Raw genomic sequence first — 22,901 nt, 5'->3', positions numbered from 1 at the left:
GACTTAACTCCCGAAGCGAATGAAGCCGCCCTCATGGGCATGCTCGCGGTCCTGCATGCCCCGCTGGCTGGAAGGGGCCACACGCAGCGCGGGGGCGACCGCCGCCCCGCCCTGCAGGGTGAAAAAGCCCATCAGTTCCTGCAACTGCTCGGCCTGGCTGCTCATTTCCTCCGCTGTGGCGGCCAGTTCCTCGGAGGCCGAGGCATTCTGCTGGGTAATCTGGCTCATCTGCGACATCGCCCCGTTGATCTGTTCGGAGCCGATGGATTGCTCTTCGGACGCGGCGGCAATTTCCTGGACCAGGTCGGAGGTCTTGGTGATCGAAGGCACGATTTCATCCAGCAGGCTGCCTGCGCGCTCCGCCAGGGCGACGCTGTTTTTTGCCACCTGGCCGATCTCCTGGGCCGCGATCTGGCTTCGTTCCGCCAGCTTGCGGACTTCCGCTGCCACCACCGCAAAGCCCTTGCCATGCTCACCGGCACGGGCCGCTTCGATCGCCGCGTTGAGCGCCAGCAAGTTGGTCTGATAGGCAATCGAGTCGACGATACCGATCTTCTCGGCAATGGTTTTCATCGCCGAAACCGTGTCTTTCACCGCCTGCCCGCCTTCGCTGGCCTCCTTGGTGGCCTTGCCCGCCATGCCGTCGGTGACCTTGGCGTTCTCGGTGTTCTGGGCAATCGATGCCGACATCTGCTCCAGCGACGCCGAGGTTTCCTCGACCGAAGCGGCCTGCATCGACGCCGACTGGCTGATGCTTTGCGCGGTGGCGGAAATCTCTTCCGAAGCACTGGACAGCGAGTCGGCGGAACTGCGCACTTCACCGATGATCTGCGAGAGCTTGCCCACCGTTTCATTGACCGAGTTTTTCAAATCTTGCAGGCTGCCCTGGTAGTGTCCCTTGACGCTGCGGGTCAGGTCGCCGCTGGACAACGCCGCCATGACTTCCATCGCCTCGCTGAGGGGGGCGACAATAGAGTCCAGTGTGCTGTTGATCCCCTCGACGATGCGGCGGAAATCACCTTGATGACGCGTGCTGTCGGCGCGGGTGTCGAGCTTGCCGACCACGGCATCCTCGCTCAGCCGGCGGGTGTCTTCGACCAGCGCCTGGATATTGCTGCGCAGCTGTTCGATGTTGTCATTGATGAAGGATTTCTTGCCGGGGAAACGGGCCAGGGGAGCCGACAGGTCGCCTTCGCCGAACGCACGGATACAGGCCATGGCTTGTTTCTTCACGCTGATATGGCCGTTGACCATGTCGTTGATGCCCTGGGCGATCTGACGGTATGAACCCTGGAATTTCTGCGCATCGATCTGTACATCGATGTCACCTTTCTCGTGCTGGTCCGACATCCGGTTCATCTCTTCGATCAAGGTCATGATCGTGCTGCGCAGATGTTCGATGGTGACGTTGATAAAGGCTTTCTTCCCAGGGAAGGCCTGCAACGGCGCCCCCAGGTCGCCCTCGCTGATCGACTTGATGCAGGCCATGGCCTGTTTCTTCACGCTGATATGGCCATTGACCATCGCATTGATCCCTTGGGCCATCTGCCCGTAGCTTCCGGCGAAGCGGCCAGCCTCGATATGCACCTCGATATCGCCTTTATCGTGCTCGGCGGACATGTGGTTCATTTCTGTGATCAGTTGGTTCAGGGTACCGCCCAGTTGCTGCATGGAACCCAGCAGGCCGGACTTCACGGCGCCATTACCGCTGACCACGGCATCCAACTGGCCGGCCACCAGGCGCTCGCTCAGAATCCGGACTTCATCCGGCTCACCGCCCAGGGAGCGCAACAGGTTACGCGCCAGGAAAAAGCCCAACAGGATAGTGATCAACAAGGTCACGCCACCCACCAGGCAAACGATGTAGAACGCGGTCTGCTCGGTCCCGGTCGCGGCCAACGCCGCTTTGCTGCCCAGCTCCAGGTTGTACTGGCGCATATCGCTCAAGGCTGCCGTGACTTTGTCTTGTGCCGCCTGGCTGTCGAGCAGCAGACCGCGCGCGGCGGCTTGATCGCCATTTTTGAGCAAGCTATCAAAACGCTCCAGGCCACGGTTGTACTCATCAAGGCGGGCTCGAAGGCTATTGAGCAACGCTGCGTCGTGATCATCGGAGATCAACTCCTTCTGATAACGATCCAGCGCCTGGGTCACCGACACCTGGGTCTTGTCGACCCACGACAAGCGACTGTCGAGCGGCGTGGAAAGGTTCTGCCACTGATGAACATGGCTATCGGCCAGGGTCTCGGCCACCTGGTCCAACAGGACAATGCTCGGCACCGTATTGACCTGGGCATAGCTGGCCATGGTTCTGACCCCGCCCATCAGATAGAGACTGACCCCGCCCAGGATCAGGATACCCAGCAGGGCGGAGGCGACCAACAGCGAGATATTCTTTTTGACGGTCATGAGGCTGTACTCCAAGGGAAAGACTATTGAGTCAGTTCAGGGCTGAGGGTCGCGCCGTGTTTCTGCTGGCTGGCGACCTGCCCGAGCAGGTTGGGAATATCCAGGATCAGCGCCACCGCGCCGCTCCCCAGGATCGTGAAACCTCCCAATCCATGGGCCGTGCCGAACAATTTGCCCAGCGGCTTGATCACGGTCTGGAACTCTCCCAGCAACTGATCAACCACCAGCCCGACCCGAACGCCGGCGTAATGCACCACCACGATGTTTTCACGGCCCGGGTTCGGCTCGTCGATGGCAAACATGTCCCGCAGACGCAAGACCGGCAACACCGAGCCCCGGAGGTCCAGATAGTCTTGATTGTTGCAATCATCGGCGTTGAGCTCGATGCACTCCTCGACCATGTCCAGGGGCACCACATAAGAGGCCTTGCCAACCCCGATGAGAAAGCCATCGATGATCGCCAGGGTTAGCGGCAGGCGAATACGCACCGTGGTGCCGACACCCTCCTCGCTTTCCAGGTTGACGCTGCCCCGCAGCGCCGTGATATTGCGCTTCACCACGTCCATGCCCACGCCCCGCCCGGACAGGCTGCTGACCTGTTCGGCGGTGGAGAAGCCGGGCTCGAAAATCAGATTGAGAATGTCCTTGTCCGCCAGCACCTGCCCTTCGGCCAGCAGCCCCCGCTCCCGGGCCTTGTTCAGGATCCGTTGCTTGTTCAGGCCGCCGCCGTCGTCGCAGACTTCGATGACGATGCTGCTGGCCTCGTGATAGGCGTTGAGTCGAACGCTGCCCTGGGCAGGCTTGCCCCGGTCACGGCGCAGTTGCACGGCTTCGATGCCGTGATCCATGGCGTTGCGCACCAGGTGGGTCAAGGGGTCGCCAATGCGCTCGACCACGGTCTTGTCCAGTTCGGTTTCCGCACCATTGACCTCAAGGACGATGTCTTTGCCCAGCTCCTTGGAGACATCACGAACCACCCGCTGGAAGCGGTTGAAGGTGGCGCCGATCTGCACCATGCGCAGGGTCAGGGCGCTGTCGCGCACTTCCTCGACAAGGCGCGAGAGTGAACTGGCGGCCTCGATCATCTCGCCGATGCCCGTGCGCGCCGCCACCAGATTGGCACCGGCACCGGCGATGATCAGTTCGCCCACCAGGTTGATCAACTGGTCCAGCTTGCCGGCATCGACGCGAATCAGGTTGCCCTCGACCGAGCGTGCCTCCCTGGTCGGCTTGCTTCTGGACAGACCGTCGCCTTGAGGCAGAGGCTGGTCAGGCACGACCTCGGGGGCTGCCATGAACGTCGCGGACGGCACCTGAGTCGCCGCCTGCCAGTCTTCGCGGGTCAGCGAACCACAAGCGATGAACACCTCCAGCAAAGCCTGCGGATCGCTGCCCAGACGCTCGATCAGCGCCTGGAAATCCGCCGGTTGGCGCTCCGGCGGCAGCACGCAGATCTGGCTGTCTTCGCGAACGAACTCGAAAGCGCTTTCGATGGTCGCCTGATCGGCTTCACTGACAAACCCCAGCTCGAAACCCAGGTAGCAACTCTCAGGGTCCATCGCCGCCACCTCCGGCAGGCCCTCGGTCATGCAGACAACCTGGGTGATCTGCCCGAAGCTCTTGAGGTAGCGCAGAAAGGACAAGGGATCCATGCCATTGCGCAGCACATCGCTACCGAAACGCAGTGACAAGTGCCAATGACGCAAGCCTCCCGTCGAATCGCTCGCGGGTATGACCATGACCGCCCCTTGTTCCGACTCAAGAGACGGCTCCAGATAACCATTGAGCAGCGCCACCAGGGCACTGCCCTGCCGTTCGTGATCGGCGGTCATACCTTGCAGATCGCCATGGCGGGCCAGCAGCTCGATCAGTTCGCCCAGATGATCACGAACCTGCAGGAACAACGCACTGAGTGCCTCGTCCACCCGCAGTTCATTACCGCGCACCCGGTCCAGCACGCTTTCCGCCACATGGGTGAAGGCGACGATAGGGGTCAGGCCGAACAGACCGGCGGACCCCTTGATGGTGTGGGCCACGCGAAACAGCGCGTTAATCGTGTCGACGTCATCGGGGACCTGCTCGATCCGCAGCAGTGCGTCCTCCATCAGCAACAGCAGCTCCTGGCTTTCGGCAATAAAGGTCTGCAGCACATCGTCCAGGTTCATCGGCGTGCTCATGACGTCAGCCCCTCTGGGCGGCAGTTGCACCCGCCTCATCGAAATAGCGATGCAATCCGCTCAAATCGAAGGCCTGGAGTACCGCTGCGCTGTGATTGCTCAGGATCAGGGTGCGGCCCTGGCGGATCGACTCCTGCTTGGCCAGCACCAGCAATTGCAGCCCGGCGGTGTCCAGTTCGTCGACACTGCCCAGGTCCATTTCCACCTCTTCGGCAAGGGGAAACAACTCCAGCAGCAGGTCCCGGCGCTCGGTCGCGGTGTAGATGGTCAGCGGTCCCTCAAGGACCAGGATCCGACGCAGGCAAGGCACGGTGTGTGGCATGACAATCTCCTTTCCAGGGGGCCCTGGACGGCTACGACATGATCAATTTGGATACGGCACTGAGCATCTGGGCCGGCTGGAAGGGCTTGACCATCCAGGCCTTCGCGCCGATGGCCTGGCCCTGCTGTTTCATCGACTCGGCCGCTTCGGTGGTAAGCATGATCACCGGTGTGAACTTGTAGGCCGGCAGTTGCTTGGCGGCCTTGATGAAGCTGAGGCCGTCCATGTTCGGCATATTCAGGTCGCTGACGATCAGATGAATCTTGCGACCGTCGAGCTTGCTCAGGGCATCTCTGCCATCGCAGCCCTCGATCACTTCGTAACCAGCGCCTTTCAGGGTGATGCTGACCACCTGGCGAATGGAGGCAGAGTCATCGACGATCAAAATGGTTTTGCTCATGGGGGGTACTCCCTAGAAAAAGGTGATGTCGGATGAAGCACTGCCGGCCAAGGGTTTGCCGTGATGAATCGCGTGTTGCTCGGGCATGGTGTAGGTGCTGGCCAGTTGTTCGAGCCAGGCATGGGCGGCAATAGGTGGCGGTGTGGCACCGGCCTCGCTGAGTTGTTGACGTTCACTGACCTGGTCACGCAGCTTGCCGAGGTCGTTGTTGACCAGGCTCAGCATCTGGCTGACCCGATCCTGAAACTGCAGGGCGACCAGCACCCCGGCGATCTCGCTCGCGACATTTTCACTCTGCTGCTGCAGGCCGCTGCTGGTGTCGACGATGGCCTGGGCGTTGTGCCGAAAATGCTCGATCACCTGGGACACCAGTTGTTCCGAATGGGCCAGGGTCTGCGAATCCTGCTGCGCCTGATGCCGGGACAGTTCGACCGTACGAGCGATCGCCGCATTGACCGTGCTCACTGTCTCGCTGATTTTCAGACCGGTATCACCGGACAGGCTCGACAGCTTGCGCACTTCGTCCGCCACCACCGCAAAACCACGGCCGGCGTCACCGGCACGGGCCGCTTCGATCGCCGCGTTAAGCGCCAGCAGATTGGTCTGCCGGGCGATATCACCGACAAACTTGGCCATTTCCTGCAACTGTGAAGTGAACTCGGACAGCAGCAGGACCTCCTTGAGTTCCGACTCCTTGCGCAGGAGAGCGCCGCGCAACTCGACCATGATCGCGTCCAGGTCACGCTGACCGACCTCAAGGATCTCCACCAACCTGGTCCCGGAACTCTGCCCGGCGCCCTTGGAAACCGAAGCACTGATATCACCGGACAGCGTGGCGAAACGATTGCTGAGTTTGAGAATCGACTCTTCGCTGAGGCTGCGGGCCGCGTCGATCTGGCGGCACCAGATCGGCAGAACCTGGGTACAGACCTCGGCCAAGCCCTCATCCGGCGACACTGGCAAAGGCCTGTTCAAGGATTCAAACGCCTGTTCCTCGCGCCGTTGCACGGAGCTCAAGGTGCGCAGCGCCAGAGTGCCGATCAGCAAGGACCCCACCAGTACTGCGGCACTGCTGCCCAGGGCCAGACCGTTCAGACCGATGCTGAGCAGGATCGCCAGGCAACCCAGGGCGCCACTCAAGACCGCCGGCAGCAGTGTCATATTCACGGGGGAAACCAGTGTCTGTCCTTTCACCTTCGTCTCTCCAGATCAGGATCGCTCAGAAAAACCGGAAGGCCGCTCGGACACCTGCTGAAAGTGGTGTACCGAGGGTTCTGGCTGCCTGGAGAAATAATGGCCCGGTAACATCACCGCACCTATCGGAGCATCCCTATTTACAGCTAGGATTTGCAGGACGGCAGTTAGGGAAATTCCTACAAGCACCCTCAGTCCAAAGCGCCTCGATATTTTTGAAGCCCCAGTTTTTCTCCAGCTCCAGGCCGATGATCGCGTCCTGCCCGCTCGCCAGATCCACAACCTCGAGGGTCACGGGCATACCGCGCGATACCGAATAGAAAACCTTCACCTTGGGAATGAGCAACGAATCGACGTTCTGTTCCATGACCACCGCCAGACGCTCGCTACGCAGGCGCACCAACGCCCCTACCGGATAGATCCCGACACATTTGACAAAAGCATGGAGCACCATCTGGTCGAAGTGCCCGTCCCATCCGGCCATTCTGTGGATCGACTCGGCGGGGCCCCAATGGCGACGATAGGGACGGTCCGAGGTAATGGCATCGTAGACATCGCAGACCGCAGCCATGCGTGCGAACAGGCTGATCTGGGTACCCCGCAGCTTGTGGGGATAACCGCTACCGTCGACCTTCTCGTGGTGGTGCAGGCAGACATCCTGCACCCGCAAGCTGAAATGATTGCTGTCCAGCAACTGCAGCCCGGCCTCCGGGTGCGAACGGATCGTCTCGAACTCGCCGTCAGTCAACTCCGACGGTTTGTTGAGGATCGCCTCTGGTATGGTCATCTTGCCGATGTCGTGCAGCAGGCCGGCGAGCCCGGCATCCTGTACCAGCAGCGGCGGCAGACCCAGCTGGCGGGCCAGCCCGATCATCAATCCACAGACCGCCACAGAATGCATATAGGTGTATTCATCGGCGTTCTTGAGTCGGGCCAGATTGATCAGGGCATCCGGATGGCGCATCAATGAGTCGGAGATATCCCGCACCATGTCGGCCACATGATCCATCTGGATGACCCGGCCCATGCGCAGATCGCCAAACATCTCGATGACCGCGGCCTTGGACCTGGAACAGACGTTGGCGGCCCGCACCAGTTCGTCGCTCATCGCCACCCGCGCGCGCTCAGGCTTGGGCGTGCGCGGGAGGGCCGGCGCGATAGGCACAACAGTAGCGACGGCCACATCCGGGGAAAAAGGCTCATGCGGCCCCACCACTGGCGTATCGGCTCCCTTGGAAAGGTCAATCCAGACGCAGGTAATGGACGAATCCCGGACCTTCTCCAGGGTCTGCTCATCCTCAAGCAGAAAGCTTTTTTTCCAGAACGGGTGATCGAGCCAGGGACCGCAAAGCTCCTGGATATACATGCCGACGCCCAAATCGGCCACGACGATTTTTTTCAGCACGATCAAGCCCCTTTTCAGGTAGCGACAAGCCCTCCTCGAGTGCTCCGGTGCGCCCCTCGCCTAGCAAGCCGGCACGCTGTGGAACATGACGGAGAACCTGACTGGCATGAAAAAATATCGTCGATATGCGGGAGGCCCCGCCATCGGAGCATCCCTATTTCAGGGTAGGGATAACGGGGACGAGGTAGGAAAATCCCTAGTTGGCGGTGCCAAAGAGACGGCTTTGCCGACCGCATCAAAGAACGCCTGGCGTTCCGCGAAACGCTCCTTGTCCGAGGCGCTGGGCCATGCGCCGAGGACCACTACCAGCAATTCATGTCGCGGGTCGAAGTACATGGCCTGGCCAAAGATACCGAGGGCCTGATAAGTCTGGTCCACGCCGATCCACCACTGGAAGCCGTAGCCAAGATTCGCCGTGTCGCCGCGAACCGCCCAGTGGGTCGCCTCACTCACCCAGTTCGCCGGCAAAACCTGCTGCCCGCCTGCACGGCCGCCGTGCATGAAGAACAGGCCAAAGCGCCCAAAGTCCTCCAGTGTCATGCTCAGACAGCAGCCGGACAGCTCGCTGCCCCTGGCATCCAGAGCCCACACCGCATCACGGGCCATCCCGGTGCGAGACCAGATTTTCTCCGACAGGTAGTCGGCAAGCCCCTTGTGGGTGACACGGCTGACCAGTAGCCCGATCAGATCGGTCTCTCCGGTCTTGTAGACGAATCGCGTCCCCGGAGGCGCCTCACGTTGCAGCCCGGCCATGTAATCCAGGATCGAATGGCCTGGATGTTCCGACAAATGCGCGAACTGGTTTACATCGGAATGTGGGTCACGATAATCCTCGCTCCAGCGCACACCCGAGGTCATGGTCAACAGTTGCCGGATCGTCACGGTGTCGTAGGCACTGCCGGACAGTTCAGGCAAATAACGCGTGACCGGATCTTCGATACTGTGGATAAAACCATCCTGAATCGCGGCGCCCAGCAGGGTGGAGGTAATCGACTTGGCCACGGACCAGGAGGTCCAGCGCTCATTCGCCGTCAGATCCGGACCATAACGCTCGAGCAGCACGCGTCCGTGGTGAATCACCAAAAGTCCTTCGACGTTGGTGTCGCGCATAAAGGTGGCGGTATCCAGGGGGCGGCCATGGTGGACGAAGTTCACAGCCAACTCGCCCTTGGCACGCGGTAGCTCGAAGACTGCAGCGGTGCCACGGGATACAACGCGGGTCGGAAAAATACGCTCCATATTGCGGTAGCCGAACCTTTGCTCCGCGGGCGTCCAGAAGAGAAAGCGGCCAGGGGACGGCTTGGCTTCAACAGCGGCGGCGCCAGCCTGCGTAGCGGCGAGTGCGGCATGGCAGACTAGTGAAACCCCGAGCACCAGGCTGGCCAGCCCTGCAATCCGTTGAAGTCGGCGGCTCATAAGCAGACTCTTGATACGTGGAGGGTTAAAACTAGCTCAGTCCCGAATCGAAAAACACTCTGTGGGTGATTTTTCATGGCCAGCAAGACGATGGTGACGGCTCCAAGAAAGGCTCTAAACGCGACCTATCAGTACGCCCGGACCAGATCATGACTTCCATGGATTGATAAGGGCGACACCCGTCGACGCAAAATCCGCCACGTTGCGGGTAACGACCGTCATCCCGTGGACGAGGGCCGTGGCTGCAATCAACGCGTCCCGCTCGGCCCGTGGGTCTGGTACATGCAGTTGAGCGCAGCGTAGCGCCACGACAGTATCGACAGCCAGAATACGCCCGGAGAAACCGGGTATCACATGCTGATCAAGCCACGTCCGCAGAAGAACTCCCTGGGGGGCATCCCGTCGCTCTATCTGAAGCACCCCACTTTCCAGTTCCAGAAGGGTGACAGCCGACAGGAACAGCGCATTGGCTTGGACGCCTCGCGCCCACTCGATCACGCCAGCATCGGCCTTACCCGATTTTGCTTTGCGCAGCTCGGAAACCACGTTGGTGTCGAGAACAAACATCAGGAAAGATCAGCAGGTCGCTGATGGATGACGGCACGCGGCGGATCGAATGCAATATCTTCAACACCGGGCATTGCCAGAACATCGATGATGCAGGTGTTACCGCCAGCCAAGCGCTGGTATTCCTCAATGGAAAGCAGCACATGCGCAGGCCTGCCACGGTCAGTGATGAAGACCGGCCCACGGAGGGCGGCTTTCTTGGCCCCGCTTGTGTCGTGGTTGAACTCACGGCTGGATAACGTGGTATGCAAGGTAGCAACCTCCTGCCAACAATAATGTAGGCATGTTACTACATCGGTAGATTTGGTCAACGGCAGCATGAACGTGAACACCTATGCTTTGCGGATATCCCACACTACATCAAGTGGAAGCATTGTTTCCCATCTGGTAATAATCGGTTATGAAATCCACAAACGCCCTCACCTTGGGCGCCAAGTAGCGGGCTTGTGGATAAATCGCGTAGTAATGCCGCTCACCCAACGAATAGTTGGGGAGGATGGAGACCAACCGCCCCTGGGCAAGATCGCTACGCACGGTGGCCTGGGTGAAACAGGCAATGCCGGCACCGGCCAGCGTCGCGGCGTGCAAGGCACTGATGGTGTTGCTGCGGAACTGACCGTTTGGCGTGACCTTGACCGAAGTGCCGCGCGCGGAGCTCAGCTCCCAATCCGAAGAGGCCCCGATAAACGTCAACAGGCGATGCTTGTCGAGTTCCTGGGCTGTACGCGGTAACCCATGGGTACGGATGTAGGCGGGGGAAGCCACCAGCACCCGCTTGGAGACCGTCAGGGTTCGGGCGATCAAGGTGGTGTCCGCCAGCGCACCGGCGATCCGTATCGCGACATCAAAACCTTCGGCAACCAGGTCAACGAACTGATCATCGCAGCACAGCTCCAGTTCGATATCGGGATAACGCTTCTGGAAACCCGGCAGCCAGTGCGGCAGATCCAGGGTGCCAACCACCAGGGGCACACTGACCCGCAACAGTCCTTCCGGACGTTGATGCCCCTGGGCCATGGCTTGGGAAGCCGCGTCGACACGATCGAGAATATCGACGCACGCCGCGTAGTACTGCTCCCCTGCCCCGGTCAGGCTGAAGCGCCGGGTGTTGCGGTTGATCAACTGAACGCCCAGTTCAATCTCCAGTTGCTGCAACTGCCTTGAAATCGTCGAGTGGGTGGTGTCCAGGCGTTCCGCCGCGGCAGAGAAGCCCTTGGCCTCGACAATGCTGCGAAAGGCGCGCATGGCGGATAGCTGGTTCATGAAGCGGGCATCCCGAAGTCAGGGGTTGATCACTTGACCGGCAAGGCAACGATTTGCGAAGTGGTCAGCACCGAACCGAAGGTGTCTTCGATCTCGGCCAGCGCCGAGTTGTGCAACTCGTCCTTGGTCACGGAGTGGCCATTGGCACGGGTGATGGCGCGGGTTGCGGTGGCGTCGGATGCTACCACAACGCTGTAACCCAACGGCACGGCGTCACGGGCGGCACCAGCCACGCAGGCGTGAGTCATCAGGCCGCTGATGATCAAGGTCTTGACCCCAGCCTTCTTCAGTTGGGCATCCAGGTCAGTGCTGGCGAACACGCTGACGGTGGTCTTCTGAACAACCTTGTCCTGTGGACGCGGCTTCATCTGCGGATGGAAGTCGACAGTCTTGCCGTCAATGCCGAACACCGCCGCACCAGCAGGCGCAATGTGCTGCACATGGATCACCGGGATGTGTTCCTTGTCGGCGAAGGCGATCAGGCGCTTGGTGTTTTCCAGGGCCTTCATGCCATCCGGGATCGGCATACGGCCGCTGAAGTATTCGTTCTGGAAGTCGATCACCACCAGGGCGGTGGTTTTCGGGTCCAGGCGGTCGCTCGGCTCGGCACCGAACATGGCGCGGATGGTTGGGTGTTGATTGGTCGGCGCTTCAGCAGCGCTGGCGAACTGGACGGTCCCTAACATCAAGCCCAAACCGACGATTGCAGACTTGAACAAGGCGGAAAACGAACGTTTGGTCTCGGCGATTTGAAACAGGGAAGTGTTGCTCATGATGAAGTTCCTTTGCGGACATTGACTAACTGGAACTCAGCTTAAGGAGCCACCCCTGTAGCAACAACGCACCAATCAGAACAACACTTGTTTGCTATTTGCACAGAAAAAAATAAAGTAATCCGCGCATTCAACCCGCTCGACACGGCGGGGGTATTTCTCGCAGGCAAAAAAAACCGGAATCCCTCACTTTCGTGGAGTTTCCGGATCATCCTCGCTCCTTGCGTATTGATACCAGTTAACGACGTTCGACAATAGCTTTGAGAAAGGCCTCAGCAGTGGCTTCCGCCGATGCGGGATTCTGGCCCGTGACCAAATTACCATCGACGACAACGTGCGGCGCCCATGACGCGCCCTCTTCGAACTTCGCGCCACCCGCTACCAACCGATCTTCAAGCAACCAGGGTGCATTGGCCGCCAAGCCAACCTGTGTCTCCTCGCTGTTGCTGAAGGCTGTCAGCGTTCGCCCCTTGAATGGCCAGGCCTTGGCATCACCGGCCGACAGAAATGCCGCAGGACCGTGGCACAGTGCGCCGACGACCTTGTTCAGGTTCGCGAGTGCCAAGGTGAGAATCCTGCCGGCGGTTTGATTCACCGCGAGATCCTGCATGGGACCATGACCACCCGGAACGAAAACGCCGTCGTAATCGGCCAGGTCAACGTCCTCCAGACGTTTCGGTGTGCGGAGCAGGTTTGCGTGGTCGTCCAGGTAGGCGGTCAGCTCGGCAACCTTTGTTGCATTTCCCCCATTTGCATCCAGGGAGAGACTCACCTCATCGACGATAGCGGGTGCCCCGGCCGGAGTCGCAAGGGTGATGTTCACCCCTGCCGCTGTAAGAATCCTATGCGGCGTGCTGAATTCCTCTGCCCAGAAACCTGTAGGACGTTGGATGCCGTCCTTCTGGCTCCAGACAGTGGCAGCGGAGAGAATCATGAGTACGGATGACATGGGTGTTCCTTAATTTGACAGAGGGGAATGAACTCCAGGCAGTATGTAAGCGCTCCCCCGGGCCAACAATGAACGCCTCCCGAGTTCAGAATTCCGAAATATGGAACACCGTAGCGCTAAATCAAGTCTGGCTCAGCGCTCAAGACCTCAAGGAGCCGGTCATAGATCAACCTCACCCTGGCCGGCACCGGTGACTGTTGCGACCGATAGACATAAAGGCTGATAGGCGCCGGCGCGTCGTCAGCCAGGACTGCTACGAGTCGCCCCGCACGAATATGGGGTAACGCCAGATGACCCGCAATCTGTCCAAAGCCCAATCCCGAGAGTACCGCCTTGCACTCGCTCTCCGGATCGTTCGTCACAAACACGGGAGCTGCGGCCACAAACTGACGATTGCCACTGAACCGCCACGGCCAAGGTCGTCCAACGTTGGTATCAATCATTGCTGTGAGAGGGTTCTGGTGAAGATCGTCAACCGTCTTCGGCATGCCGACGCGAGACACCAGTTCAGGTGAGCCGACCACGAGCAAAGAACCCTTGGCGATCTCCCGTGCGACAAATCGACTGTCTCGCATCAGGCCTATGCGCACGCCGACATCAATCTGCTCTTCGACCACATCGGCGATCACATCGGACAACCGCAGATCCAGCACCAGGCGCGGGTGTTCGCGCAATACTGGCGCGAGTGCATTGACGATGAACTGGCGCCCCAGCGAGCCGGGAGCAGCCACTCGGACAACTCCAGCCGTATCAGCGGCGGCGTGAAGCGCCGAAGGACCATAGAGAAGGTCCACACCGTTCACTGCCATCCGTGCACGCTCGACCATCTGTTCCGCGAAGGTGCTGAGCTGAACGCCCCGGGTGCTGCGATGAAACAGCGACTCGCCCAACTCGTCTTCCAACTCGCGAATCGCTCGAGTCACCACCTGGGGAGAGACACCAAGCTTGGCCGCGGCGTCTCGAAAATTGGTCGAATCGGCGGCGACGACAAAAATCCGCAAGGCTTCCAATCTGTTTTTCAAAAAAAGCTCCACAGAAGTGCGGCATTATTTTGCAGACGAAAAAAATCCGGAACACCTCACTTTCGTGGGCATTCCGGATTTTCTTCTACAACAAATATGGTGGGTCGTGTGGGATTCGAACCTACGACCAATTGGTTAAAAGCCAACTGCTCTACCAACTGAGCTAACGACCCGCTGTGTGGTGGCGCGTATAATACTGATTTCTAACGGTAATTCAACACCTTAAATGAAAAAAATCAAAAATAACGTGTCGGATCACTGATTCCGGCCGCTGCGAAGCCTTCAGCACGCAGCCGGCAGCTGTCACATTTCCCACATGCAAAGCCGTTAGCATCCGCTTGATAGCAGGATACGGTCAGCGAATAGTCGACCCCGAGCTTGATTCCGGCCTGGACGATATCGCCCTTGCTGAGGTTCTGCAGCGGTGCCTGGATGCGGAAACCATTGCCCTCGACACCGGCTTTGGTCGCCAGGTTGGCCAGGGTTTCGAAAGCCTCGACGAACTCGGGACGGCAGTCCGGGTAACCGGAATAGTCCACCGCATTGACGCCGATAAAGATGTCACGGGCTCCGAGCACCTCGGCCCAGCCCAGGGCGAGCGACAGGAACACCGTGTTGCGCGCCGGCACGTAGGTCACCGGAATGCCTTCGCTCGGCGCCTCGGGCACGTCGATGCTGCTGTCGGTCAGGGCCGAACCGCCGATGCCGTTGAGGTTCAGGCCGATGACCTTGTGTTCGATCACGCCAAGGTCACGCGCCACCCGCTCGGCCGCCTGCAGCTCGGCACGGTGCCGCTGGCCGTAGTCGAAGCTCATGGTGTAGCAGCTATAGCCCTCGGCACGCGCCATGGCCACCACGGTGGCCGAGTCCAGACCGCCGGAGAGAAGGATTACCGCTTTCTTGTCAGTGCTTGCTTGGGTGGTCATATCAGCGCCCCGGCTCGTCATTCCATAGGTATTTGTGCAACTGCATCTGCAGGCGCACCGGCAGGTTGTCCGCGACGATCCAGTCGGCCAGCTCACGGGCCGGCAGATCGTGGTGGCTCGGAGAGAACAGCACTTCGCCGGCACGTTTTTCCAGACCGTACTGAATCAGCTTGGACACCGCCCAGTCATAGTCCTCCCGCGAGCAGATCACAAACTTGACCTGGTCGTTGGGGGTCAGCAGCTCGATGTTCTCGTAGCGATTGCGGTGCGATTCCTTCGAGCCCGGCGTCTTCAGATCGAGCACGCGACTGACCCGGGTGTCCACCGCAGAGATATCCAACGCACCACTGGTTTCCAGGGACACGCTGTAACCAGCGTCACAGAGCTGCTTGAGCAAGGGAATGGCATTGGGCTGGGCCAGCGGTTCGCCACCGGTCACGCAGACATAACGCGGACGGTAATCGGCCACCTGGGCCAGCAGGCTGTCCAGGGTCATGAGTGTGCCGCCGCTGAAGGCGTAGGCACTGTCGCAGTACTGGCAGCGCAACGGGCAACCAGTCAGGCGCACAAAAACGGTGGGCAGCCCAGCCGTCCGCGTTTCACCCTGCAACGAGTAAAAAACTTCGGTGATTCTCAATGTGTCTTGCATAGTCGCCACGGGCGTAACAGCTAAACAGGCCGTCCGCCTCAGTCAGGCACCGCCATGAACCTGCAATCGCACAGTCCAGGACAGCGTGTTTCATAAAAAAGGGCGTGAATTCTAACGAAAAAACCCGCGACAAGCGCGGGTTTCTTCAAGCAGGCCGTCGGCCGTCACATGCGCTGCAGATCGCGCTGTGCCAACTGCGCGGCGGAAGTCCCGGGATATTGGGAAACCACCTGCTGCAGAATGCCCTTGACCTTGTCGGTATGACCCAGGCGACGCTCGACATCCGCCAGCTTGTACAGCGAATCCGGCACCTTGGCGTGCTTGGGATACAGCTGGCTGACCTTGGCAAACGCCTGGCCGGCACCTTGCAGGTCGCCCTTGGCCAGATTGACTTCGCCCAACCAGTACTGCGCGTTACCGGCGTACTGGCTATTGGGGTACTTGCGCAGGAAGGCGCTGAACGCCTGGCTGGCCTTGTCGAAGTCCTTGGCCTTGATCAGGTCGAAGGCGGCATCGTAGTAGAGTTTTTCCTTGGCCGGATCACCCGGCTCGCTGCTGGCCGCGGGGGCCTGGGCAGCGGGTGCAGCACCGGCGGCGGCATTGACATTGCCACCGGTTGATGAATTATCAGGAGCCGCAGCCGCCGGAGCGCCGCCACTGCCTATGCGCCGATCAAGATCCTGGTATCGCTCCAGGTTTTCCTGCTTCATGCGCGCAATATCGTTTTGCAGAACCTCGATCACGCCTTGTTGCTGCGCGAGTTGCTCCTGCATGCGTTGCAATTGGTTGAACAGCTCGCCCTGTGCCGAGACAGGGGCCGAAACCCCTCCCCCGGCATAGGCGCCGTTCGTACCGTAACCCGCAGGCGGATAACTCCCACCGTTACCGGAGTTGTCATCGACCACAGGAACCGCAGCCCACGCCGCAAGCGGCATGAGGCTGAGAGCCAGAACAGTTACAGCACGACGGCACGTTCGCATGACGAATTACTTACGCAGTTCGACGCGACGGTTTTGAGCCCAGGACTGCTCGTCGTGGCCAGTAGCTACTGGACGCTCTTTACCGTAGGAAACCAGTTCCAGCTGACCTGGAGCAACACCTTGCAGTACCAGGTAGCGTTGAACGGCTTTCGCACGACGCTCGCCCAGTGCCATGTTGTACTCGCGAGTACCACGTTCGTCGGTGTTACCTTCCAGAACGACTTTAGCGCCGCTAGCTTTCAGGTCCTTGGCGTGAACGTCCAGGGAGCGCATGGCTTCTGGCTTCAGGTCCGAGCTGTCGTATTCGAAGTAGAAAGTGGTGATAGCGCGCAGAGCAGCTTCTTCGCTCAGGGAGCCGTCAACTGCACCAGTGTTAGCGCCGTAACCAGCGTTTGGGTCTACAGCGCCTTGACCGGCATTGTCGCCGCCTTTGGACGAGCAACCTACAGCTACAGCCATGGCCAGAGCCAGCGCAGCAAATTTACCAAACTTCAGCATTTCCATCGTAAAACTCCTAATGAACCCCAGTGTGTTAAGCAAAATCGTAAAGCGCCGCGTCAGTTCAGGTAAGGGGACCAGGAAGGTTCTCTGACTTCGCCTTGAGCGGTAGGAAGCGGGAGCCTTACGCGTCCATTAATGGACACGAGCATCAAGACTCCCCGGCCCTGCTGGGCGGTGGCGTAGATTACCATGGTGCCGTTGGGCGCGACAGTGGCTGACTCATCAAGGTTGGTGTCTGTCAGTATTTTTACTGTCCCACGTTGCAAATCCTGAGCCGCCACTCGGAAATTGGTGAAGCCGTCCTGGCGGTGAATCATCACCAGGGTCTTTTCATCCGCCGACAATTTCGGGTTGGCGTTGTAGTTGCCGATGAAGGTCACGCGCTCCGCACCACCGCCATTGACGTTGGTTTTGTAGATCTGTGGCTTGCCGCCACGATCGGAGGTGAAGTAGATGGTCGAGCCATCCTTGCCCCAGAACGGTTCGGTGTTGATGCCCGGGCCGCTGGTGACGCGACTCATCTGGCGCGTGGCCATGTTCATCACGTAGATGTCCGGGTTGCCGTCCTTGGACAGCACGAACGCCAGGCGGTTACCGTCCGGCGACCAGGCCGGCGCACCGTTGAGGCCTTCGAAGTTGGTGATCTGCTCACGGCGACCGGTATCGATGTGCTGGACGAAGATGCGCGGACGCTTCTGTTCGAACGACACATAGGCGATACGCTTGCCATCCGGTGCGAAACGCGGCGACAGGATCGGCTCGCGCGATTGCAGCAGGGTCACCGCGCGGGCACCGTCATAGTCCGAGCGTTGCAGGGTGTAACGGGTGTTGTTCACCGAGAAACGCTCAGCCGTGACATAAAGCATGCGCGTGGAGAACGCACCCTTGATACCGGTGAGCTTTTCGAACGACTGGTCGGAGATGTAGTGCGACATGTCGCGCAACTGATCGACCGTGCCCGACACGCTGCCGGTCAGCACTTGCTGCTCGGTGGCGACGTTGAACAGCGCGTATTGCACCTGCAGCCGACCGCCGGCCGGAACAATGCTGCCGACCATGATGTACTGGGCGCCCAGGGCCTTCCAGTCACGGTAGATGACTTCGCTGGCCTGGGTCGGCAGGCTGATCATGTTCTGTTTCGGAATCGGCGAGTAGTAACCGGAGTTACGCAGGTCGTCGCCGATGATCTGGGCCATGTCGTCCGGCAGGACGCTACCGCCCTGCCAGCCGAAGGGGACGACCGCGATGGGCGTGGCCCGATCGCTGCCGCTGGTGACCAGAATGTTCTTTTCATCCGCCATCGCCATCCCTGCCAGGCAGCAGATCACGACAAGCATTGTTCGAAGAAGGTTTCTCACAAGGCTAGATCCTCAGGTGTGAATGTCATCTTGAAGGAACGATAGGGCGCAAAGTCGCTCGGTTTCATTCCCTGCATTTCCGTCAAACGACCAATATTCTTGACCGCAGCTACCGCCGAGGCGTCAAACGGCCCGTCGCCGCTGGTCTTGGCCACCGTGACCGAGGTCACCGTACCATCCGGCAACATGCCGATTTGCAGCACCACCGTCATACCTTTGCGTGCCGAAGGAGGACGTGCCCAACCTTCCGCTGCCCGCGAACGAATCAGATCGTCAAAGCTGCCCGCCGTTTCATCACCCTGCTCATCAGCCAGGGCCTGTTGGCGTTGCGGCGTGTCGGAAAGCAGATCTGCCAGGGCCTGGGCCTTTTTATCTTCGGCGGATTTACGCGCCGCATCCTGCGACTTCTTCTTCGCAGCATCGGCAGCGGCTTTCTTCTTCGCGTCTTCGGCGACTTTCTTCTTCGCCTCGTCAGCTTCGGATTTCTTCTTCGCGTCTTCGGCGGCTTTCTTCTTGGCGTCTTCGACGATTTTCTTCTTCGCGTCTTCAGCGGCCTGCTTGGCCTCTTCTTCAGCGGCCTTCTTGGCTTCGTCGTCGGCTTTCTTCTTGGCTATATCGGCCAGTTCCTTTTTCGCTTCGGCAGCCTTTTTCGCGTCGTCGGCTTTCTTGGCCTCATCGGCCTTTTTCGCCTCATCCGCGGCTTTCTTGGCTTCGTCGGACTTTTTCGCGTCGTCGGCCTTTTGAGCCGCTTCCTCTTTCTTTTGTTCCGCAGCCTTTATCGCTTCCTGCTCGACCTTCTTCTGTTCCATCTGTTCGACTTCGGTCTGACGCGCGGCGGATTTCTTCGCCTCACCCGCAATCTTCTGATTGGTCTGGGTGGTCGCCTGACTTTTCGATTTCAGCTGATACAGGGTCGCCTGGACAATCGGCTTGGCTTCCGGCAGATCCGGCGTCATGGCAAAGCTGACGAACAGCATGCCAAAGATCAGGATATGCAGGCCGATCGCCCAGACCCAGGGCCAGAAGTAGCTTTCCGAAGCGGACGGCTCTCGCTGTTGGTGCATCAGGGGGCCTCGGTAATCAAGCCAACATTACCGACGCCGGCCTTCTGCAGACCGCCCATGGCACCCATGACGGAGCCATAGTCGACGGTCTTGTCACCGCGAATGAACACCTGGGTACGCTTGCCGCCTTCGGTGCCGGCACGGATGATCTTGGTCACCGCGTCGGTCATCTGCGGCAGGGTCATGGCCCTGTCCTGCTGTTTTTCGGTATCGACTTCGCTGCCAAGGTTCCAGTAGTAGGTCTTGTCAGCCTTGATCGAAATGGTCAGGACCTGGGTGTTGTTGTCCTGCGGCAAGGCTTCGCTGGAAACCTTGGGCAGATCAACCTTCACGCCCTGATTGAGCATCGGCGCGGTCACCATGAAGATAACCAGCAGCACCAACATCACGTCGATGTAGGGCACCACGTTCATCTCGGCGACCGGCTTGCGTTTGTGGCGAACTCGGGCCATGGGGATTTACCTGCTCACTCTTCGCTGGTGTGCACTTTACGGTGCAGGATCGCCTGGAACTCATCGGCGAAGGTGTAGTAACGGCTGATCAGGGTCTCGCCACGGGCCGCGAAGCGGTTGTAGGCGATAACCGCCGGAATCGCCGCGAACAGGCCGATGGCGGTAGCCACCAGGGCTTCGGAAATGCCCGGGGCCACGGTGGCCAGGGTTGCCTGCTGGGCGGTAGCCAGGCCACGGAAGGAGTTCATGATCCCCCAGACGGTACCGAACAGGCCGATGTACGGGCTGACGGAACCGACGGTGGCGAGGAACGGCAGGCTCTGCTCGAGTTTTTCTTCTTCACGGGAGATGGCCACGCGCATGGCACGGGACACCCCTTCCATGACCGCTTCCGGATCGACGCCCGGTTGCTGGCGCAAACGGGAGAACTCCTTGAAACCGGCACGGAAGATCTGCTCCACACCCGAGTCCGGATCCGGGTTGCTGCCGGCCTGACGGTAGAGCTTGGACAGGTCGATACCCGACCAGAAGCGCTCCTCGAAGCTCTCCAGGGCGCGGCGGCCGGCGCGCAGCAGGTTGCTGCGCTGAAAAATCATGACCCATGAGGTGACCGAGGCGGCCAACAGGATCAGCATGACCAATTGCACCACGATGCTGGCATTGCTGACCAAGCTCCACATGGAGGAATGGTCGACGACGTTAGCTTCCACGCTTTATCTCCTGCTCTAAGTGAGTACCCGCGCCGCTTGTGTCGGCAAAGGCCGAACGCAAGGCTTCTGGAATGGCCCGGGGTTTTAAACTATCGGCGCGCACACAGGCCACCAGGAACCGCCCTTCACAGAGCAGCGTTTCATCATCAGCCCGCCTGACCTGCTGCTTGAAGCGCAGGCTCGCACGGTTCAGCTCAATCACCTCGGCGCTGATCAGCAGTTCGTCGTCCAACCGCGCCGGCGCGTGGTAACGCGCTTCGCTGGAATGCACGACGAACAACAGGTTCTCCCCTGCCAGCGACGATTGGGCAAAGCCCAATGCCCGTAGCCGCTCGGTTCGAGCCCGCTCCATGAACTTAAGGTAATTGACGTAATACACGATGCCGCCGGCATCGGTGTCCTCGTAATAAACGCGACAGCGATGTGCGAACGACTGAACCCCGTTTTGCGCGCGCATACTCTAGTGCTTACTCCTCAGGTTGCCAATCCGGCCAGGCAACTGTTTTTCATCCTTCGACGACTTTTTGCATGAAGATTCGTGACACGTGCCCTTCGGACAACGCAAACCGCGAATAAATCAGCCCCGATTCCGCTTTTACTCGTCCAACGCATCCAGAAACTCGTCTACCACGGGCATTTCACCCAAGCGCGACGGAATATTCAATCCGAAGTGCAGATAGGCATGCCGGGTCACCACCCGTCCACGGGGGGTGCGCATGATGTAGCCCTGCTGGATCAGGTAGGGTTCGAGCACATCTTCAATGGTGTGCCGCTCCTCGCTGATCGCCGCCGCCAGGCTGTCCACGCCGACCGGACCGCCGTCGAACTTCTCGATCATGGTCAGCAGCAGGCGCCGGTCCTGGTGATCGAAACCGTGTTCATCGACATCCAGCAAGTTCAACGCCAGGTCCGCCACGGCCTTGGTGATATGGCCCTTGGCCCGCACCTCGGCGAAATCCCGCACCCGGCGCAACAGGCGGTTGGCAATCCGCGGCGTGCCCCGGGCCCGTCGAGCGATCTCGAACGCGCCTTCCGGGTCCAGCGGCAAGCCGAGAATCCCCGCCGAACGGGTGACAATGGTCGCCAGGTCCGCGGTGCTATAGAACTCAAGACGCTGGACGATACCGAAGCGGTCACGTAACGGATTGGTCAACATGCCCGCGCGGGTGGTGGCGCCGACCAGGGTGAAGGGTGGCAGATCAAGCTTGATCGAGCGCGCCGCCGGCCCTTCGCCAATCATGATATCGAGCTGGAAGTCTTCCATCGCCGGGTACAGGACTTCCTCGACCACGGGCGACAGGCGGTGAATTTCATCGATAAACAGCACATCGTGGGGTTCAAGGTTGGTCAGCAGCGCCGCCAGGTCGCCGGCGCGCTCCAGCACCGGCCCCGAGGTGCTCTTGATCGACACGCCCATTTCCTGGGCGATGATATTGGCCAGGGTGGTCTTGCCCAGGCCCGGCGGGCCGAAGATCAGGGTGTGGTCAAGGGACTCGCCACGCCCGCGTGCCGCCTGGATAAACAGCTCCATCTGCTCCTTGACCGTCGGCTGGCCGATGTACTCGGCCAGGCTCAACGGCCGAATGGCGCGATCCTGGACTTCCTCGCGGTCACGCCCGCCGGAGGCGGTAATCAAACGGTCGGCTTCAATCACTTAGATCATTCCCTTCAGGGCGCGACGAATCATGTCTTCGCTGCTCAGGCCTTTGTCTTTGATGGCCGACACCGCTTTGCTCGCTTCCTGGGGCTTGTAGCCCAGGGAAATCAGCGCACTGACCGCATCGCTTTCAGCACTGGCCACCGGCTGCGCAGGGGCATCGTCCGGCTGGTTGGGCACCAGGGCAAACATGCTCGGCACGGTTTCCCAGGCCTTGAAGCGGTCCTTGAGTTCCACCAGCAGGCGCTCGGCGGTCTTCTTGCCAACGCCGGGCACCCGCACCAGCGCCGAGGTGTCCTGGGCCTGCACGCAGCGCACCAGTTCATCGACCTCCAGGCTCGACATCAACGCCAGGGCCAGCTTCGGCCCGACACCGTTGAGGCGGATCAACTCGCGAAAAAAGTCGCGCTCGCGCCTGCCGATGAAGCCATAGAGTAACTGGGCATCCTCGCGCACGACCAAATGGGTGTGCAGGGTCAGCGGCTCGCCGACCGACGGCAGGCGGTAAAGCGTGGTCATCGGCACCTCCAGCTCGTAGCCGAGGCCATTCACATCAAGGATGAGGTGCGGCGGCTGTTTTTCAGCCAGGGTGCCGCGCAAACGTCCAATCACGTATCAGATCCTTATTTCTGGCCAGACCAGTGGCTGACGACTCGGAACGATAGCGCACTACCTTATCCGGCGTGGCGCTATCGGCAAGCAAAATTGTT

The 22,901-nt window shown here is 60.0% G+C and carries 24 protein-coding genes and 1 tRNA gene; all 25 read right to left on the bottom strand.

The genetic code is table 11. From position 1 onward, the window contains the following. Positions 1-3: 3 nt before the first annotated feature. On the bottom strand, positions 4-2,406 hold the full coding sequence (locus tag M5C56_RS23065) for a methyl-accepting chemotaxis protein (RefSeq protein WP_103498645.1): 2,403 nt from the start codon (positions 2,404-2,406) through the stop codon (positions 4-6). Between the two features lie 23 nt (positions 2,407-2,429). Then, positions 2,430-4,571, bottom strand: coding sequence for a chemotaxis protein CheA (locus tag M5C56_RS23060; RefSeq protein WP_103498644.1), 2,142 nt, complete (start codon positions 4,569-4,571; stop codon positions 2,430-2,432). 16 nt (positions 4,572-4,587) lie between these two features. Next, positions 4,588-4,905 (bottom strand): STAS domain-containing protein, encoded by a 318-nt coding sequence (locus tag M5C56_RS23055; RefSeq protein WP_103498643.1) that lies wholly within the window; start codon positions 4,903-4,905, stop codon positions 4,588-4,590. Positions 4,906-4,936: 31 nt separating this feature from the next. After that, positions 4,937-5,305: a response regulator gene (locus tag M5C56_RS23050; protein ID WP_103498642.1), complete on the bottom strand. Its 369-nt coding sequence runs from the start codon at positions 5,303-5,305 to the stop codon at positions 4,937-4,939. Positions 5,306-5,317: 12 nt separating this feature from the next. After that, complete coding sequence (locus tag M5C56_RS23045; protein ID WP_103498641.1) at positions 5,318-6,466, bottom strand: methyl-accepting chemotaxis protein; 1,149 nt, start codon at positions 6,464-6,466, stop codon at positions 5,318-5,320. 169 nt (positions 6,467-6,635) lie between these two features. Beyond that, positions 6,636-7,904, bottom strand: coding sequence for an HD-GYP domain-containing protein (locus M5C56_RS23040; RefSeq protein WP_103498708.1), 1,269 nt, complete (start codon positions 7,902-7,904; stop codon positions 6,636-6,638). A gap of 159 nt (positions 7,905-8,063) precedes the next feature. Further along, positions 8,064-9,320 carry a serine hydrolase domain-containing protein gene (locus M5C56_RS23035; protein WP_247263328.1) on the bottom strand — a complete coding sequence of 419 codons (1,257 nt, stop codon included), beginning with the start codon at positions 9,318-9,320 and terminating at the stop codon, positions 8,064-8,066. Between the two features lie 147 nt (positions 9,321-9,467). Beyond that, positions 9,468-9,887: a type II toxin-antitoxin system VapC family toxin gene (locus M5C56_RS23030; protein WP_103498640.1), complete on the bottom strand. Its 420-nt coding sequence runs from the start codon at positions 9,885-9,887 to the stop codon at positions 9,468-9,470. After that, on the bottom strand, positions 9,887-10,138 hold the full coding sequence (locus M5C56_RS23025; RefSeq protein WP_247263327.1) for a type II toxin-antitoxin system prevent-host-death family antitoxin: 252 nt from the start codon (positions 10,136-10,138) through the stop codon (positions 9,887-9,889). Before M5C56_RS23025 ends, M5C56_RS23030 begins: the two co-directional genes overlap by 1 nt. Before the next feature lie 109 nt (positions 10,139-10,247). Next, the gene (locus M5C56_RS23020) at positions 10,248-11,150 is read right to left on the bottom strand and encodes a LysR family transcriptional regulator (RefSeq protein ID WP_247263326.1); all 903 of its coding nucleotides are present in this window, start codon (positions 11,148-11,150) and stop codon (positions 10,248-10,250) included. Positions 11,151-11,179: 29 nt separating this feature from the next. After that, positions 11,180-11,836, bottom strand: a complete 657-nt coding sequence (locus tag M5C56_RS23015; protein WP_247263336.1) for a cysteine hydrolase family protein — start codon at positions 11,834-11,836, stop codon at positions 11,180-11,182. A gap of 325 nt (positions 11,837-12,161) precedes the next feature. Next, positions 12,162-12,872 (bottom strand): type 1 glutamine amidotransferase domain-containing protein, encoded by a 711-nt coding sequence (locus tag M5C56_RS23010; protein WP_103498637.1) that lies wholly within the window; start codon positions 12,870-12,872, stop codon positions 12,162-12,164. A gap of 116 nt (positions 12,873-12,988) precedes the next feature. Continuing rightward, entirely contained in the window at positions 12,989-13,894 is a 906-nt protein-coding gene (locus M5C56_RS23005) for a LysR family transcriptional regulator (RefSeq protein WP_103498636.1), read from the bottom strand. Positions 13,895-13,991: 97 nt separating this feature from the next. Further along, positions 13,992-14,067 (bottom strand) — tRNA-Lys (locus M5C56_RS23000). A gap of 63 nt (positions 14,068-14,130) precedes the next feature. Further along, positions 14,131-14,820, bottom strand: coding sequence for a 7-cyano-7-deazaguanine synthase QueC (gene queC / locus M5C56_RS22995; RefSeq protein WP_100938838.1), 690 nt, complete (start codon positions 14,818-14,820; stop codon positions 14,131-14,133). A 1-nt stretch (position 14,821) separates the two neighbouring features. After that, positions 14,822-15,469, bottom strand: coding sequence for a 7-carboxy-7-deazaguanine synthase QueE (gene queE / locus M5C56_RS22990; RefSeq protein WP_103499430.1), 648 nt, complete (start codon positions 15,467-15,469; stop codon positions 14,822-14,824). A 164-nt stretch (positions 15,470-15,633) separates the two neighbouring features. Continuing rightward, positions 15,634-16,449 (bottom strand): tol-pal system protein YbgF, encoded by an 816-nt coding sequence (gene ybgF, locus M5C56_RS22985; protein ID WP_103499431.1) that lies wholly within the window; start codon positions 16,447-16,449, stop codon positions 15,634-15,636. A 6-nt stretch (positions 16,450-16,455) separates the two neighbouring features. Further along, on the bottom strand, positions 16,456-16,953 hold the full coding sequence (pal, locus tag M5C56_RS22980) for a peptidoglycan-associated lipoprotein Pal (RefSeq protein WP_100938835.1): 498 nt from the start codon (positions 16,951-16,953) through the stop codon (positions 16,456-16,458). Between the two features lie 53 nt (positions 16,954-17,006). Further along, on the bottom strand, positions 17,007-18,287 hold the full coding sequence (tolB, locus tag M5C56_RS22975; protein WP_152738568.1) for a Tol-Pal system beta propeller repeat protein TolB: 1,281 nt from the start codon (positions 18,285-18,287) through the stop codon (positions 17,007-17,009). 17 nt (positions 18,288-18,304) lie between these two features. Next, on the bottom strand, positions 18,305-19,372 hold the full coding sequence (gene tolA / locus M5C56_RS22970; protein WP_103499433.1) for a cell envelope integrity protein TolA: 1,068 nt from the start codon (positions 19,370-19,372) through the stop codon (positions 18,305-18,307). Further along, positions 19,372-19,824 (bottom strand): protein TolR, encoded by a 453-nt coding sequence (gene tolR, locus M5C56_RS22965; RefSeq protein ID WP_103499434.1) that lies wholly within the window; start codon positions 19,822-19,824, stop codon positions 19,372-19,374. Before tolR ends, tolA begins: the two co-directional genes overlap by 1 nt. 14 nt (positions 19,825-19,838) lie before the next feature. Further along, positions 19,839-20,534: a protein TolQ gene (gene tolQ / locus M5C56_RS22960; RefSeq protein WP_100938831.1), complete on the bottom strand. Its 696-nt coding sequence runs from the start codon at positions 20,532-20,534 to the stop codon at positions 19,839-19,841. After that, complete coding sequence (gene ybgC, locus M5C56_RS22955; RefSeq protein ID WP_103499435.1) at positions 20,524-20,991, bottom strand: tol-pal system-associated acyl-CoA thioesterase; 468 nt, start codon at positions 20,989-20,991, stop codon at positions 20,524-20,526. Before ybgC ends, tolQ begins: the two co-directional genes overlap by 11 nt. Positions 20,992-21,129: 138 nt before the next feature. Beyond that, a complete protein-coding gene (gene ruvB / locus M5C56_RS22950) occupies positions 21,130-22,188 on the bottom strand; it encodes a Holliday junction branch migration DNA helicase RuvB (RefSeq protein ID WP_100938829.1) in 1,059 nt (352 codons plus the stop codon). Continuing rightward, the gene (gene ruvA, locus M5C56_RS22945) at positions 22,189-22,803 is read right to left on the bottom strand and encodes a Holliday junction branch migration protein RuvA (protein WP_103499436.1); all 615 of its coding nucleotides are present in this window, start codon (positions 22,801-22,803) and stop codon (positions 22,189-22,191) included. Between the last annotated feature and the right edge of the window lie 98 nt (positions 22,804-22,901).

Source organism: Pseudomonas sp. MWU13-2862, assembly GCF_023242495.1.
GTDB lineage: Bacteria > Pseudomonadota > Gammaproteobacteria > Pseudomonadales > Pseudomonadaceae > Aquipseudomonas > Aquipseudomonas gingeri_D.
The sequence above is the reverse complement of the archived record's forward strand: the minus strand, read 5'-3'. Positions and strand labels throughout refer to the sequence as shown.

What these genes read in the sequence shown, in the direction of transcription:
- M5C56_RS23065 (WP_103498645.1), bottom strand. Translation starts at nt 2,406, where the DNA reads ATGACCGTCAAAAAGAATATCTCGCTGTTGGTCGCCTCCGCCCTGCTG.
- M5C56_RS23060 (WP_103498644.1), bottom strand. Translation starts at nt 4,571, where the DNA reads ATGAACCTGGACGATGTGCTGCAGACCTTTATTGCCGAAAGCCAGGAG.
- M5C56_RS23055 (WP_103498643.1), bottom strand. Translation starts at nt 4,905, where the DNA reads ATGCCACACACCGTGCCTTGCCTGCGTCGGATCCTGGTCCTTGAGGGA.
- M5C56_RS23050 (WP_103498642.1), bottom strand. Translation starts at nt 5,305, where the DNA reads ATGAGCAAAACCATTTTGATCGTCGATGACTCTGCCTCCATTCGCCAG.
- M5C56_RS23045 (WP_103498641.1), bottom strand. Translation starts at nt 6,466, where the DNA reads ATGACACTGCTGCCGGCGGTCTTGAGTGGCGCCCTGGGTTGCCTGGCG.
- M5C56_RS23035 (WP_247263328.1), bottom strand. Translation starts at nt 9,320, where the DNA reads ATGAGCCGCCGACTTCAACGGATTGCAGGGCTGGCCAGCCTGGTGCTC.
- M5C56_RS23030 (WP_103498640.1), bottom strand. Translation starts at nt 9,887, where the DNA reads ATGTTTGTTCTCGACACCAACGTGGTTTCCGAGCTGCGCAAAGCAAAA.
- M5C56_RS23020 (WP_247263326.1), bottom strand. Translation starts at nt 11,150, where the DNA reads ATGAACCAGCTATCCGCCATGCGCGCCTTTCGCAGCATTGTCGAGGCC.
- M5C56_RS23015 (WP_247263336.1), bottom strand. Translation starts at nt 11,836, where the DNA reads ATGTTAGGGACCGTCCAGTTCGCCAGCGCTGCTGAAGCGCCGACCAAT.
- M5C56_RS23010 (WP_103498637.1), bottom strand. Translation starts at nt 12,872, where the DNA reads ATGTCATCCGTACTCATGATTCTCTCCGCTGCCACTGTCTGGAGCCAG.
- queC (WP_100938838.1), bottom strand. Translation starts at nt 14,820, where the DNA reads ATGACCACCCAAGCAAGCACTGACAAGAAAGCGGTAATCCTTCTCTCC.
- queE (WP_103499430.1), bottom strand. Translation starts at nt 15,469, where the DNA reads ATGCAAGACACATTGAGAATCACCGAAGTTTTTTACTCGTTGCAGGGT.
- ybgF (WP_103499431.1), bottom strand. Translation starts at nt 16,449, where the DNA reads ATGCGAACGTGCCGTCGTGCTGTAACTGTTCTGGCTCTCAGCCTCATG.
- pal (WP_100938835.1), bottom strand. Translation starts at nt 16,953, where the DNA reads ATGGAAATGCTGAAGTTTGGTAAATTTGCTGCGCTGGCTCTGGCCATG.
- tolB (WP_152738568.1), bottom strand. Translation starts at nt 18,287, where the DNA reads ATGCTTGTCGTGATCTGCTGCCTGGCAGGGATGGCGATGGCGGATGAA.
- tolA (WP_103499433.1), bottom strand. Translation starts at nt 19,372, where the DNA reads ATGCACCAACAGCGAGAGCCGTCCGCTTCGGAAAGCTACTTCTGGCCC.
- tolR (WP_103499434.1), bottom strand. Translation starts at nt 19,824, where the DNA reads ATGGCCCGAGTTCGCCACAAACGCAAGCCGGTCGCCGAGATGAACGTG.
- ybgC (WP_103499435.1), bottom strand. Translation starts at nt 20,991, where the DNA reads ATGCGCGCGCAAAACGGGGTTCAGTCGTTCGCACATCGCTGTCGCGTT.